This window comes from Sporolactobacillus terrae DSM 11697 (assembly GCF_000648615.1).
Lineage (GTDB): Bacteria > Bacillota > Bacilli > Bacillales > Sporolactobacillaceae > Sporolactobacillus > Sporolactobacillus terrae.
In genome coordinates, this window is sequence record NZ_JFZC01000016.1 from 1 (window position 1) to 13,894 (window position 13,894).

The 13,894-nt window shown below is 45.4% G+C and carries 12 protein-coding genes, 1 other RNA gene and 1 pseudogene; 1 reads left to right on the forward strand and 13 read right to left on the reverse strand.

From position 1 onward, the window contains the following. Positions 1-562 precede the first annotated feature (562 nt). From AA84_RS0102690 to AA84_RS18800, 3 genes and pseudogenes are all read right to left on the reverse strand, one after another. Entirely contained in the window at positions 563-1,054 is a 492-nt protein-coding gene (locus tag AA84_RS0102690; protein WP_028975909.1) for a hypothetical protein, read from the reverse strand. 259 nt (positions 1,055-1,313) lie between these two features. Then, a complete protein-coding gene (locus tag AA84_RS0102700; protein ID WP_010027510.1) occupies positions 1,314-1,844 on the reverse strand; it encodes a hypothetical protein in 531 nt (176 codons plus the stop codon). A 98-nt stretch (positions 1,845-1,942) separates the two neighbouring features. After that, positions 1,943-2,098: pseudogene (locus AA84_RS18800) on the reverse strand (IS3 family transposase); the annotation flags it as partial. 13 nt (positions 2,099-2,111) lie between these two features. Between AA84_RS18800 and AA84_RS16960 the strand changes: the two are divergent. Then, positions 2,112-2,963 carry a site-specific integrase gene (locus tag AA84_RS16960; protein WP_152540341.1) on the forward strand — a complete coding sequence of 284 codons (852 nt, stop codon included), beginning with the start codon at positions 2,112-2,114 and terminating at the stop codon, positions 2,961-2,963. A gap of 383 nt (positions 2,964-3,346) precedes the next feature. Here the strand turns inward: AA84_RS16960 and ssrA are convergent. The 10 genes from ssrA to secG form a co-directional block, all read right to left on the reverse strand. Beyond that, positions 3,347-3,704, reverse strand: a transfer-messenger RNA (tmRNA) gene (ssrA, locus tag AA84_RS18535). A 98-nt stretch (positions 3,705-3,802) separates the two neighbouring features. Beyond that, on the reverse strand, positions 3,803-4,270 hold the full coding sequence (smpB, locus tag AA84_RS0102710) for an SsrA-binding protein SmpB (RefSeq protein ID WP_028975910.1): 468 nt from the start codon (positions 4,268-4,270) through the stop codon (positions 3,803-3,805). A gap of 85 nt (positions 4,271-4,355) precedes the next feature. Next, on the reverse strand, positions 4,356-4,538 hold the full coding sequence (locus AA84_RS0102715; protein ID WP_028975911.1) for a hypothetical protein: 183 nt from the start codon (positions 4,536-4,538) through the stop codon (positions 4,356-4,358). Then, positions 4,535-5,404 (reverse strand): Cof-type HAD-IIB family hydrolase, encoded by an 870-nt coding sequence (locus tag AA84_RS0102720; RefSeq protein ID WP_028975912.1) that lies wholly within the window; start codon positions 5,402-5,404, stop codon positions 4,535-4,537. Before AA84_RS0102720 ends, AA84_RS0102715 begins: the two co-directional genes overlap by 4 nt. Before the next feature lie 13 nt (positions 5,405-5,417). Then, positions 5,418-6,137, reverse strand: coding sequence for a trehalose operon repressor (gene treR, locus AA84_RS0102725; protein WP_028975913.1), 720 nt, complete (start codon positions 6,135-6,137; stop codon positions 5,418-5,420). A 190-nt stretch (positions 6,138-6,327) separates the two neighbouring features. After that, positions 6,328-8,007 (reverse strand): alpha,alpha-phosphotrehalase, encoded by a 1,680-nt coding sequence (gene treC, locus AA84_RS0102730; RefSeq protein WP_028975914.1) that lies wholly within the window; start codon positions 8,005-8,007, stop codon positions 6,328-6,330. Positions 8,008-8,052: 45 nt separating this feature from the next. Continuing rightward, positions 8,053-9,477: a PTS system trehalose-specific EIIBC component gene (gene treP / locus AA84_RS0102735; protein ID WP_028975915.1), complete on the reverse strand. Its 1,425-nt coding sequence runs from the start codon at positions 9,475-9,477 to the stop codon at positions 8,053-8,055. 594 nt (positions 9,478-10,071) lie between these two features. Next, complete coding sequence (rnr, locus tag AA84_RS0102740) at positions 10,072-12,420, reverse strand: ribonuclease R (RefSeq protein WP_028975916.1); 2,349 nt, start codon at positions 12,418-12,420, stop codon at positions 10,072-10,074. 19 nt (positions 12,421-12,439) lie between these two features. Then, positions 12,440-13,192: an alpha/beta hydrolase gene (locus AA84_RS0102745; protein WP_028975917.1), complete on the reverse strand. Its 753-nt coding sequence runs from the start codon at positions 13,190-13,192 to the stop codon at positions 12,440-12,442. Between the two features lie 223 nt (positions 13,193-13,415). Beyond that, positions 13,416-13,646: a preprotein translocase subunit SecG gene (secG, locus tag AA84_RS0102750; protein WP_028975918.1), complete on the reverse strand. Its 231-nt coding sequence runs from the start codon at positions 13,644-13,646 to the stop codon at positions 13,416-13,418. Positions 13,647-13,894: the final 248 nt, after the last annotated feature.

The window sequence follows — 13,894 nt, forward strand, 5'->3', positions numbered from 1 at the left end:
AGACGCAGGCAGTTAAAGGAGGAAGCTCAATCATAACTCCTACTCGAGACAAACGAGGATGACGGATAAATAACAAAAACACTGGCCAGTGCTACGATTTTGATTATAAATTTTTGCATCAATCAGGAATTTTTGTGTATAATATAGACATAAGAGATGTAGAATAAAACCGCCAGTGCATGAACACTGACGGTAGGGCAATATCCGCAATAAGAGCGGAGCAGTGCATCTCACAGCCGAATAGTTTCTACTCGATCCGTTTCAGCCAGTGCAATGGCATATGAGACGGATTATTTTTTTCTATTTGACAGCATCAAGATCAATACCCCGAAACTAATCCATGAGACTTAAAGCTTGAAATACTGTCATTGGCGCCACCCCCTTTCTTGAGGGTGTCACCGCATCCGCTCATATGCTTCATCTATTGCCTGACTGTAATTATATCATATAATCTTGGTAGACTTAACGCAAAAAATACCTATCCTCACTAGATGAGATAAGTATTTTCATGCTACAGTTCACTGCTTCAGGAACTTATTTGATTGATTTTGGAAAGCTTTAATTAAAACTTTTTACTTTTTTTGCTTAATTCATTCGTAATACCCATAGGCGTGTGAACCGCTTTTCCGAGCAGCACGAGCAGTACATGCTTAGTCACAGTTTTACCCGTATAGTAAGTTGTAACAGTGCCAATGGATTTATGCTTATACGGAACAAAAGCAACCCAACCAATATAGCCACTAGGAACGTGAAAAGAATATTCACATGCTGTACTTGTCAACTTTTGGAGAGTTATAGACGCCCCAGATTTCACAGCTGATTTTTCTGCTGATGATAATTCAACTCCAAAGGTAACATCAATAGTGGTTTCCCAAATTTTCGAATAAGATATCGTTCCTGGTCCCCGTAATCCGTTAGCGACAGTTATAGGATCACCTGTATAATTTGAAGCAGATGTTTGCTTGTAAAATGAGCCTTGGAATGGTGACTCTAACGGACGAAATTTCCCTATAATTGAATTATTATCATCGTTTGGCGTTCCAAGACTATCCAAATTTTCTCCGTTTTTTGCTTCCTGATATTCACTTTTACTTAACCAATGAACGGAACCATCTTCACTAATCGTAAACGGAGCAACTTCTTTATCGTTGCTGTCTTTATAAAAGGCTGGGGTGTTCTGATCGTCTTGCTCTATTGACTTGATACTGTTCGAATTAGAAGCGGCTCTAGTAGTTTTTCCCCAACAAACGAAGAAGCCAACACTAGTGTTAGTACAGTAACAGTAATAACAAGTTTACTAAACTTAACTCTCATTAATATCTCTCCAATCTATAATAAATATCAGTGTTATTCACATATAAAGGAACGATTTTTTTGTTGCCCTTTAAAGTAATTGATTTTGAGTGATTCTTATTTTTACCAAAGTAGAGGATGTATCTGTGCTTTTTATCTAGTTTGAAAATGATTCCAGGCACAACTTCTTGTCCCTCAGAAAGACCAGGCGGATCACTTACAGCCGCTCCAGAGCCATTTAACAATGTTGCATATTTTCCCCCCTTCTTTTCTAAAACAATAACGATAAACCCTTCTCCATCCTTTTTGTTTTTAAAATAGACCGGAATTGCTTTTTTTCCATTAATGTAGTTTGTTCCTTTTAATAAAATTGAATTACCCGAAGTTTGTTCTTCTATAGCACTTTTTATTGCTGCTTTTTCAGTACTAAACCAAATTAAGGGATCATTCTTTGATTCTTGGCCTTTTTCTAAAAATAAAAAGGTTAGTCCACAAACAATAAAAATGATAAGGATGAGACTCAAAATAATTATCAGCTTTTTGTTTTTCAAACTACACGCTCCTTTACTAAATTACATATTTATTTATATTTTGATCACCACCATACTTTCTAAACTTGTAAAAAGTTAACTCATTAATTTATTTAGTTTTCATTGTCATTGAGTGTCTCAGCTGCTGCTTTAAGCATTGTTGAGACTAACTCTGCGTTCGAACTTGAACCGATAGACCGGCTCGTAATCTGCCCATCAAAGCAATCAATGATTGGTGAGAGATAGACTTTGCCTGCTTGAATCGAAAACTCCGTGCACTTTGCAGGAATGTCCATTAAAGAAATTGATCGACTCGCCTATCAGCGAGTACTGAATAAATACGCCAAAAATCATTCAACTGCTTCCGTACGCAAACTTAATATTTACATGCGTGCATGTTTCCGTGACGCCATTAATGATGACGTGATTTTCAAGGATCCGACTTATAAAGCAGTGACCATCGGAAAGGTAGCAGAAAAGAAGGAAAGTCTCAAATACATTAACTTCAAAGACGCTCAGAAGCTGATTGCTGAATTGATGGGTGATCTCAGGCCACGTTATATTTCCCGCTACATGATCTTGTTTGGACTAGCAACGGGCTGCCGCTTCAGTGAAGTATTAGGCATGACTTGGGATTGCATTGATACGAAAAAACGAACGGCAAAAATAGACAAGACATGGGATTACCAAGATACGAATACTTTTGCACCAACAAAAAATAAAGCATCCATCCGAGTCATCCGATTGGACAAGCAAACGTGTGAATGGCTCGATGATCTAAAGTCATCTCAAAAAAAGTCTGCTGTCAAATCGGGGCTAAGAAATAAATCAAATCTGTGCTTCGTTAATGATCAAATGAACTTAGTGACAAATACAGCCGTCAATAAGTGCCTGAAAAGCTTATGTACGAAAATAGAAATTAATTCAATCACCTTCCATTCTCTGCGCCACACGCACGCTTCTATGCTGCTCTACAAAGGGATCAACATCAAATATATCTCTCGGCGTCTTGGCCATAAGAGCGTGATCACAACCCTGAATACATACTCACATATTATTGACGAGCTAGAACAGCGCGATTCTGAAGCTACCGATTTGGCATTAAATGATCTATATGCCATGCGCAAAATCAGCGCATAATGATTTGATTTTCGTTGATTTTCATTGACGATCAAGTCAAAATAAGAAAAACCGGGCAAAATACGCCCGGTCCTTAATCTCCAACCATGTGTGATGGACTAGTGTCTTTTCGGTGCTGAATCGCCGCTTCGGTTACTCGCTTGCCGCGGGCGCACCGCGAGCCTCCTCAGACAGGTAGGTATCTGCGGGGTCTCGCTGGCACGCTGTTCCCGCAGGCGTCTCGCACCTCCGCTTTGTTTCTCGGCCAAGACACTGGGCTATTGGTTTGAAGATGGGGCAAAATCTTATACTTTCTTTTCCTGCAAAAAAGAGCCTTAAACCGCGTCATATCAACGGTTTAAGGCTCTTTTACTTGGTTTATGCAACCATCTCTGACACTCCATTAATGGAGACGGTGGGAGTCGAACCCACGTCCAAAGACATCGTAATTTAAGTTTCTACGAGCGTAGTCAGCATATTAGCGTTTCACCTCGGCGTTGGCCTGCCGACAGGCTTTCGCGAGGCTATCCCGATTATTCTCTTCCATGGCCCTCAGGATGCGGGCGTCCGGCGTATCCCACTAGAGTGAGTCCCTGATCCTACCACATGGGCGATGGAGGGAGGGACCGCTAAAGCTGATTAGGCAGCTAGAGCGAGGTTGTTATTCGTTTTGCCAGTTATGGCTTTGGCGTTTTTACGAGGCCGACCCCCTCGGCTCGCCGCTTAAACCCGACCTGCCCCTGTCGAATCCGTAACGTCCCCGTTTAAAAAAAGCAACGGGACTTGCGGTGAAAATCCATAACTGTAATTGTGCTTAACACAGTAATTGAATTATAGCAGATGATCCGCTGCTTTTCAACTTACACTTTTTGGTTATTGCGAAATGCGCGTGCCATTTCGCGCTGAGCACTGCGTTTTTTCATCGATTCGCGCTTATCGTACATTTTCTTACCGCGTCCGAGTCCAACGAGCACTTTGGCAAAGCCGTGTTTGATATAAATTTTCAGCGGAACAAGTGCATAGCCCGTTTGATCAGCGGCCGGCCGGAGCTTATTAATCTCCTTGCGGTGCAAGAGCAGCTTGCGCGTACGCAGCGGATCATGGTTGTACCGGTTGCCTTGTTCGTATTGACTGATGTTCATATTATAAACAAAGGCTTCGCCGTTTTCGATGCGGGCGAATGCATCTTGGATATTCACTTTGCCGCGGCGAATGGCTTTAATTTCCGTTCCTTGCAGGACAAGTCCCGCCTCAACTGTTTCTTCAATAAAATATTCGTGACGCGCCTTGCGATTTTGCGCAAGGACGCGGCTTTCGCCTTTTCCCATTACCAACACCTGCCAAACATACGTTCATTAGTTCATTATAGGCGATACACGCCCCGCGGGGCAAGTACCCGCACTTTGTGTTGGTTCATCTGCGCATTCTGCGTGGTGATATAAGATCGAGCAAGATTAAAATGACAAGAAATGCGACAGAGGCCAGCAGCATATCCAGTGGTGTTTTGTTAAATTGAGCCGCAAACTGATGGTACCAAACCCACTGAACCACAAAGCTGGCCACAAACAGTCCGGCATAGTACAGGACTTTTTTCATCGCAAACCGCCCTTTTCGTCGCTTGGATAGCCAAGCGCTTCATAAATTGCATGTGCGACGCCATCCTCATTGCATTCGGTTGTCACGCGGTCACAATAGTTCTTTATCTCGTCATTGGCATTGCCCATCGCCACCGATACGCCGGCCACATCAAACATGGAAAGATCATTATAATTGTCCCCAATTGCCATGACCTCGCTAAGCGGGATACCCAGATAATGAGCCAAATGATCGAGCGCGTTGCCTTTGGATACGTTAGGCGGCATGATTTCAAAATTGCCTGTACCACTGGTGACAATGCTGTATTTATGCTTCCCTTCATAGATCTCACGCGCTTTTTGCAGTTTCGCGTCGTCATAGGAGAAGATGATAATTTTCGAGAACTCAGTGTTATTCGTCTTGAATACGCTCCAATCGTCAACCGCGCGGTAAAAATCGTCACGTGTTGCACCTTGGAAACCGACGGATCGGTCTTCATGAATGCCGAGGTGCTGCAGTTCATCGCGCAGCCAGTCGGTTCCCTGTTCCGGAACATAGATATGATGTGTTGAATAGACACCAATATAATAGTGCTGTGCGACAAGTTCCTGAACAATCGCCAACGCTTCGTTGCGGTCCAAGAAGTCAGCACCCAGCAACTTGCCGTCGGATGAATGGATCGTCGCCCCATTGGCGCCGACCAGATGCGCCTCCACATCAACTTCATGCATTTTACTGCTAATATCAAAAAAGGCGCGTCCGGAAGCAATTGCCAGCGTCACTCCTTTTGCGTGCGCATAGCGCAGCGCTTTCAAATTTCCCCAACTGATTTCACGGTGCCTGTTCAGCAGCGTTCCATCCATATCCATTGCCAATAGTTTTATCATCGGATCCTCCTGTTTACATATGATCGCGGCGTGCAAAATCGACAAAGCGAAATTTATCCGCCCGGTGCCTGGATTCGGTATACTGAAACAATTGTGCATTCTCAAGGTACACGAGGCTGCGCACAACCACAACATGCGTTCCCTCGTGCATAGTCAGATAATGATAGTCGTCCTCATTTGCCGGTTCAACGGTAATTTCTTTTTTTGCAAAGCCGATTTTCAATCCCAATTCATTTTCAATATAATCATACAGCGAATGCGCGCATTGATCCGCAGTCAGCAGGGGCACAACCTCTTGAATTAAGTAATCTCGATCTAAGATCACGGACTCACCCTCCGTTGATCGAGAACGAACGACCTGCCAAACCGTCTGCCCATCCTGCAGATTCATCACCATTTTCAAGTGCTCATCAGGCTTTAACAAAACGACCTGGTGAACGTTGGTCGTCCATTGCCGTTTTGAATGAGCCGCGAGTTCACGAAAACTTGTAAGTCCGGAAATGGGAAAGTTCTGCCTGCTGACATCCAGAACGATCGACCCTTTTCCTTGAACCTTTTGAATATAGCCGTTGCGTGACAGCATCGCGAGTGCCTTGCGGATCGTTTCGCGAGAAGCTTGATATTGCGCGCAAAGTTCATTTTCAGTCGGCAAAAGTGCCCCTGCATCAATCTTTTTTTGGTGTATTTTCTCGCTGAGGTCATTATAAATCGAGACAAATTTGCTTTTCCTCATCGTGTTCGTGCTCCTTAAAGCGGCAACATGCATGGATTCGTCCGCGACTGCCTTTCTGCTGTAAAGGATAAAAAAATAGTAAAAAGAAAGGGCATACTTCAGGCCCCATCTTTCATTTCACACTATTTAGTATACCAAAACAGATCCATGAAAACCCTCACAATGCAGACGAATTCGTGAATTTTCCAAATCAATTCAGAAGGTATGCTGCGGACTCGTAAGGACGCAGCGGCAAGCAGGCGGTAAAATGCAGAGCATCTGGATAGTTATGAATCAGCAGTGTGTGCTTCACATTTAAGAAAGCCTTCGGTACTGAGAATGGAACCGAACGATTGGTGAAGTTGCTGACCACAAGCAGCTGCTTCCCGCCACTGCTGCGCACATACGCGAAAATGTCCGGATGTTCCGGGGCAATCAGCTCAAAATCGCCGTCCCGAATCACAGAAAATTCTTTTCGCAATCCGATTAATTTTCGGTAATAATGAAAAACAGAATCTGGATCTTCAAGCGCAAGCGCAGCGTTAACCGTTTGCGCATTGGTCGCAAGCGGAATCCACGGTGTACCTGTAGTAAATCCGCCATTTTTCCCTGCTTCCCACTGCATCGGCGTCCGACCGTTATCACGTGATTTTTGCTGGAGAACCGCCATGATTTCTGCTTCAGATTTTCCTTGCTTTTTCAGCAGTTTGTAGGCATTCAGCGTTTCAATATCACGGTATTGATCAAGCGAGCTGAAATTCGGATTGGTCATGCCAAGTTCTTCACCTTGATAGACATAAGGTGTTCCCTGCATCAGGTGGAGCGTAGTCGCCAGCATTTTCGCCGATATAACCCGATATTCCCCTTCATCGCCAAAACGAGAGACAATCCGCGGCTGATCATGATTGCACCAGAAAAGTGCATTCCAGCCGCCGCCATCATGCATGCCTTTCTGCCAGTCAGCCATGACCTTTTTCAAATCCGGGAGATGCAGCGTGCCAAGTACCCATTTCTGGCCGTTCGGGTAGTCGACCTTTAAGTGATGGAAGGTAAAAACCATACTCAGCTCTTCATACTTTGGATTTGTATAGCGAATGCAGTTGTCAATTGTTGTTGAGGACATCTCGCCAACGGTCAGTGTTTCCGCACGTTTGCGGAACACCTGTTGATTCATTTCGTGCAGATAATCATGCACACGCGGACCATCTGTGTAAAAGGGCCGCCCGTCTCCGGGTGAACTCGGATCATGATCATCCGGAAAGCGTTGATCCTTTGAAATGTTATTGATAACATCAAGCCGAAAGCCATCGCTGCCCTGATCGAGCCAGAAGTTCATCATTTTATACACTTCATCGCGAACGTGTTTATTTTCCCAGTTTAAATCCGCCTGACTGACGTCATATAGATGTAAATAATACTGATTGCTTTTCACATCGTATGCCCACGCCGATCCGCCGAATTTAGACTGCCAGTTGTTTGGTGCCCCGCCGTTTTCTCCCGGATCGCGCCAAATGTAATAATCGCGATAAGGATTGTTTTTGCCCTTGAGCGCTTCTTGAAACCAATGGTGCGCGGTTGACGTATGATTCACCACAATGTCCATGACAATTTTTAAGTTGCGTTTATGCGCTTCATTGAAGAGGCGGCGTAAATCGTCCATGGTTCCGAATTCCGGCTGCAGACGGTAGTAGTCGCTAATATCATAGCCATTATCGTTCTGCGGCGAACGGTACATTGGCGTCAGCCAAAGCACATCCGCGCCTAGTGTTTTGATATAGTCGAGCTTTTCAATAATCCCGTTAATATCGCCAATGCCATCTCCATTTGTGTCGTTGAAGCTCTTCGGATAGATCTGGTAAACGGTCGCTGATTTCCACCAATCGTGATGCATTTGTGTCACACCCAATCTTTTTTTCTTTACACCTTGTCTCTGTTTTTACCCTTCGTCAATTGATTTCTTACTGAATTTCGCGAAAAGATAAGTTAGTACAAACGGCAGGATTAACACGATCAGCATGCCGATGAAGAACACGCCCCAGTAGTTCGGAATGATCGACAGAAAACCGGGCAACCCGCCGATACCAATTGATGTTGCTTTGACACCGAATAAGGTGATAAATGCTCCGGCAATACCGGAACTCGTGATCGCTGCCAAGAACGGATAGCGGAATCGGAGATTGACCCCGAACATCGCCGGTTCTGTAATTCCAAGCCATGCAGAGATGGACGAGGTCATTGCCAAGCCTTTGAGTTTTGCGTCGCGTGCAATTAAGAACATTGCAAAGGCCGCTGCCCCTTGTGCGATATTTGATAATGCGAGCATCGGCCAAAGGAACGTAGAGCCGGTGCTGCCGATTAGCTGCAGATCGACGGCAAGGAAAATCTGATGCATCCCGGTGATGACCAAGACCCCGTAGAAGAAGCCATAAACCAGTCCGCCGACAATCGGTGCGAAGTGAAATAACGCAACAATTCCTGCTGTGATCCAGTTTGCCAGCGTCAGGGTCACCGGTCCGATAATGGTAAAAGAAAGCAGCCCGGTAACCAGAAGTGAAACCGGTGCGACGACAAGCAGCTGAATCGAATCGTAGACATGTTTTTTCAAAAACAGTTCAAGCTTCGCCAATACGTAGGACGCAACAAGAACAGGGAGTACTTGGCCTTGATAGCCAACCTTGTCAATGTGCAGACCGAACAGATCCCAGATCGGCACCGTGCCTTTGTTCTGGGCATCCGCTAAGCTGTATGCATTGAGCAGCGACGGATGCACAAGCACCAGACCAAGTACAATGCCGAGCAGTGGATTGCCGCCGAATTTCTTAACCGCCGACCAACCGATCAGCGCCGGCAGGAAGACGAAAGCAGTGTTAGCAATGACAAGGATAATGTCCGCAAAATCTTTCCATTGCGGATACGCTTGCACCACCGATTTTTCGAAGAATATTCCCGGATTGGCAAGAATGTTGTTAATGCCCATCAGTAAACCGGCGGTAACAATGGCCGGCAGGATTGGAATGAAAATATCCGCTAAGGTTTTAATCCCCTTCTGCAGCGGATTCATTTTTTCTGCTGCGGCATCTTTGACTTCCTGTTTCGTTGCCTCACCAATCCCTGTCAGACGAACGAAAAGGTCATAAACCTTATCAACCGTCCCATTTCCAATCACGATCTGAAATTGACCGTTGGCTGAGAACGATCCTTTAACCAGATCAATAGCATTTAATTTTTCTTTATCGACCTTGCCTTCATCATTTAGGATCAAGCGAAGACGTGTAACGCAGTGTGTTGCGGCATTAATATTTTCAGCGCCGCCAACCGAATCAATCATTTGTTTGACCGATGATTCATTGATCGCTGCCATTTCGATCCACTCCCAATAATTGATGTTTCAAAAAAAGATTGCGCTTTCATTAGTGCATATTGAATCATTCGGATCACATGCATGTGCACGGCCGCTGCACACGCAATGATGACCGTCCATTAATAAGTACAGTTGTTATTATAGCGCTTACATTTATATTTGTATAGTCAAATTGTATATTTATTAATTGTTGTATAGATGAATACTCGTCTCTTAGTTATACTTACACCTCCCTTGTACCTTGTCGCCGAATAAAATAAACACGGAAAAAGAAAGCTGCTTCCATGTGAAGGCGTTTTCCTAAATCACGCGATGCTTGGTCCTTAAAGTATCCTTTTGTGTACGCTCCGATTGCTCGCTTGCCGCGGGCAGTCCAGGAGCCCCCTCAGACATACTTTATCTGCGGGGGGCTCCTTTGGCCTGCGATCAACAGAGACGCTCCGCAGGCGCCAGAGCATCTGCGCTTTGATTCTCGGTCAAGACACTGGGCTATTGGTTTGAAGACAGGGCAAAATCGTATACGCTCTTATCCTGTAAAAAAAAACCTCGTCGAAACGGATTGGACCCGTTTTGCCGAGGTGTGTGTAGCTCGTTCTATTCATTTTTGCCTTGATTGTTTGAAAAGGAACGGTTGCTGCCGCCGTGGTTGTTTCCGCCACGACGATTGCCGTTTCGGTTACGGTTTCCGCCGCCTCTGGAATTCGTGGATTTATTGCCATTACGATCACCAAAGCGTTTCTTTCCGCCATTTTGCGGTCCGGTTTTGCCTTGGATAATGGTCGGCCGTGATTTGCGTTGCCGCGGTTTTTGCGGTTTCATCCCCACAACCTCAAAGTCAACGGCATGTTCATCCAGGTTGACGTTGAGCACGCGGACTTCGATTTCATCGCCGATCCGGAACAGGTGCCCGGTTCGTTCGCCGACGAGCGCCATATTTTCTTCACTGTAGTGATAGTAGTCGTCGGTGAGATAGCTGATGTGGACCAAACCTTCAATTGTATTCGACAACTCAACAAACAAGCCGAAGTTGGTGACTCCGCTGACAACACCGGAGAAGGTTTCGCCGACTTTGTCCTGCATAAATTCAGCCTTCTTCAGATCATCGGTATCACGCTCTGCTTCAACCGCCCGTTGCTCGCATTCCGACGTATGCTTTGCGATTTCAGGCATTTTTGATTTCCAGAATTCCTGCGTTTTCTGATCCGTTTTTTTCTCAAACAGATATTTGCGCAGGAGCCGGTGTACGGTCAAGTCCGGGTAGCGGCGAATCGGTGAGGTGAAGTGTGTGTAGTACTCCGTGGAAAGACCGAAGTGTCCCAAACACTTGTCATCATATTTCGCTTTGGCCATCGAACGCAGCATCACCGTACTGATCACCGCTTCCTCCGGCTGACCCTTCGCTTTTTCAAGCAAGGATTGCAAGGTACGCGGATGAACATTATCCGGTGAACCATGGAGTACATAACCGAAGTTCACAACGAAGTCAAAGAACTTCTCCAGTTTTTCTGAGTTGGGTTCTTCATGGACACGATAGATAAACGGCAGGCGTAATTTATCTACATGTTCGGCAACCGTTTCATTAGCCGCCAGCATGAAGGATTCGATCAAACGCTCTGCGACTGTCCGCTCACGGATGACGACATCAACCGGCTTGCCTTGTTCATCGACAATGATTTTCGCTTCGGTAAAATCAAAATCGATCGCGCCGCGTTCTTGACGGTGCTTCTCTAAAATGCCCGCCAATTCAGCCATCAGATCAAAGAACGGGATCATATCTTTGTAACGTTCAAGCACTTCATCATCTTCACGCTTCAAGATCTTCCGCACATTATTATAGGTCATCCGTTCGGTTGAACGAATCACACTTGGGAAGATTTCGTGACCAACCACAACCCCTTGAGGATTGATTTCCATCTCGCAGCTGATGGTCAGTCGGTCAACATGCGGATTCAAGCTGCAAATACCATTGGACAAACGATGCGGAATCATTGGGATGACGCGATCGACAAGATAGACACTGGTGCCGCGTTCATAGGCTTCTGCATCCAATGCCGATCCTTCGGTTACATAGTAGCTGACATCCGCGATATGTACGCCTAATTTGTAATTGCCATTGTCAAGCCGTGAAACGGTAACCGCATCATCCAAATCCTTCGAATCTTCACCATCAATGGTGACAATCGTTTCTCCGCGCAGATCGCGGCGGCCTTCGTAATCTTTCTCCGAAAGTTCGCCCGGGATTGCCTCGGCTTCAGCTAACACTTCCGGTGGGTATTCAAGCGGCAGATCATGTTTATAAATGATGGATAAAATATCGATGCCCGGATCATTCTTATGTCCGAGAATTTGCGTGATCATCCCTTCCGCATTCTTGCGCCCCTCCGGATACTTAGTGATTTCAGCAACAACTTTATGCCCTTCCATTGCCCCGTGTTCCGCATTTTCCGGAATAAAAATATCTCCGTTAATCCGGTTATCATCGGGAATGACAAAACCGAAGTGGCGGCCTGCATTGAATGTACCGACAACTTTGGTAACCGCCCGCTCAAGAATACGGATGACGGTTCCCTCAGGACGTTCCCCTGTTGTTTTGTGGGTCACGCGGATAACCACAGTATCGCCGTTCATCGCTCCTGCAAGGTCGTTCGGACTGACAAACACGTCATCGAGTTTGTCATCTTCAGGGATAATAAAAGCAAACCCCTTTGCATGCGCTTGAACGCGGCCTTTCATCAAGTTCATTTTTTCAGGGAGACCATAACGATCCGCACGAGTACGGATCACCAGTCCCTGTTCTTCCAAGTCGTTCATTGTTTTGACAAAGTCTGTGAACGTTTGCGGTTCGCTTGCGCCAAAGGCTTCCTCAAGTTCTTTTAATGTCATCGGCCGGTAAGTTTCTTCTCGCATATAATTCAGGATTTTCTGAATGCGTTCTTCCGCCATGTCGTTAACCTCCCTATTCTTAGGAAACAGACCAATCCAGGCTTTCAAGAAACGCATCGATATCCTGGTGCAATCGTTCTTTTTCTGTTCCTAACGTAATCACATGTGTTGAATTTTCGTACCATTTTAACTGCTTATGCCTTGATTGAATGGTGTCATAAATAAAGTTTGCACTGCGTGGATCAATCATTTCATCGTTACGCGCCTGAACGATCATTGCCGGGACCTTTATCTGATGACAATGCGCAGCTACCTCGTCAACGCATACACCTAAACGCGTCAGCACATCAGGAATGTCGCGTTTAAAACGGTTCAGCTCCGCCGTGAGCGCCACTTCGCTTTTTCCTTGATACTGCTTATACGTACGCGCGTAAGAAGCAGCTCCGGCAATCAACCGTTCCGATTCAGCCGGATACGCCGGCGCACACATTGGAATAATCCCCTTCACTGGAAAAGTGTATCCACATTTGAGTGAAAATACCCCACCAAGTGACAGTCCGCACACGGCAATCTCAGTATATCCGTTTTTCTTCAGCAGCTCCATCGCCTGCTCCACATCGTGCCACCAAGCATTTGGACCTGTTTTAAGAAGTGCTTCAGGCGGCCCGCCATGTCCCGCATAAATCGGAGCAAAGCAGGTGTAGCCGCGTTTATTCAAATACTGCCCCAGCCGTCGAACATCAACAGAATTGCCGGTGAATCCATGCAGAAGCAGTACAGCGCGCGATCCGGATTCAAGGAAAAATGGTTTTGGGCGCTTTAATTGCACCATCCCTCAGCCCCCATTCAAAAAGCCGGTCTTTTGCCGGTTGCTTTTAACAGGAATAGGTATCTTCTTCCAAACTATATTATACGCTATATCCTTAGCTAGGTCTAAAAGAATCGAGCAGAACCATCAAAACCGTTGCCAACAAGCTTCATTGCATCGAGAGCGCTTCCGTACAAGATAAATCAAAAACCGGAGTTTTCGCTCCGGTTTCACATCTAAGCATTCATTACAAATAGTAACCGAGTACAAAAGCGCATGCAAAGAAAACAATGGCGAATAAGATTGTCAGCCGTTTAAGCCCGACCTCAATTCCCCTTGCTTTTTGTTTGCTGAATAACTGCTCGGCGCCGCCGGTAATCGCTTCAGACAGTCCATCGCCTTGACTGCGCTGTACCAAAACGAGTGCAATTAAAAGGATACCTGAAATAATCATTAAAGTTATCAAAAATGTATGCATCGATTTATACCCCTCATCTTCAACTCAACGTTCACGCAACAATTAATTTTACTTTACCATACACGCTCATGAAGAGCAACCAAGGCTGCCTGTTTGTATGTGTCAAGCTTTTCTCGGAACTCTTTATTGGGAAAGAGCTTCTTAATTCTAAATTTGTACGCCTTAGGTATAAAATCATATTTTTTAGGCAAACGTAAGCACTTTGTTCAGTTTGCCTACTGCACTCGAAGAGGACGCGTTGGTTCCAA

Excerpts from the sequence above, each read along its gene's own strand:
- AA84_RS0102720 (WP_028975912.1), bottom strand. The coding sequence starts at position 5,404 with ATGATAAAACTATTGGCAATGGATATGGATGGAACGCTGCTGAACAGG.
- treR (WP_028975913.1), bottom strand. The coding sequence starts at position 6,137 with ATGAGGAAAAGCAAATTTGTCTCGATTTATAATGACCTCAGCGAGAAA.
- treC (WP_028975914.1), bottom strand. The coding sequence starts at position 8,007 with ATGCATCACGATTGGTGGAAATCAGCGACCGTTTACCAGATCTATCCG.
- secG (WP_028975918.1), bottom strand. The coding sequence starts at position 13,646 with ATGCATACATTTTTGATAACTTTAATGATTATTTCAGGTATCCTTTTA.
- AA84_RS16960 (WP_152540341.1), top strand. The coding sequence starts at position 2,112 with ATGTCCATTAAAGAAATTGATCGACTCGCCTATCAGCGAGTACTGAAT.
- AA84_RS0102715 (WP_028975911.1), bottom strand. The coding sequence starts at position 4,538 with ATGAAAAAAGTCCTGTACTATGCCGGACTGTTTGTGGCCAGCTTTGTG.
- rnr (WP_028975916.1), bottom strand. The coding sequence starts at position 12,420 with ATGGCGGAAGAACGCATTCAGAAAATCCTGAATTATATGCGAGAAGAA.
- smpB (WP_028975910.1), bottom strand. The coding sequence starts at position 4,270 with ATGGGAAAAGGCGAAAGCCGCGTCCTTGCGCAAAATCGCAAGGCGCGT.
- AA84_RS0102745 (WP_028975917.1), bottom strand. The coding sequence starts at position 13,192 with ATGGTGCAATTAAAGCGCCCAAAACCATTTTTCCTTGAATCCGGATCG.
- treP (WP_028975915.1), bottom strand. The coding sequence starts at position 9,477 with ATGGCAGCGATCAATGAATCATCGGTCAAACAAATGATTGATTCGGTT.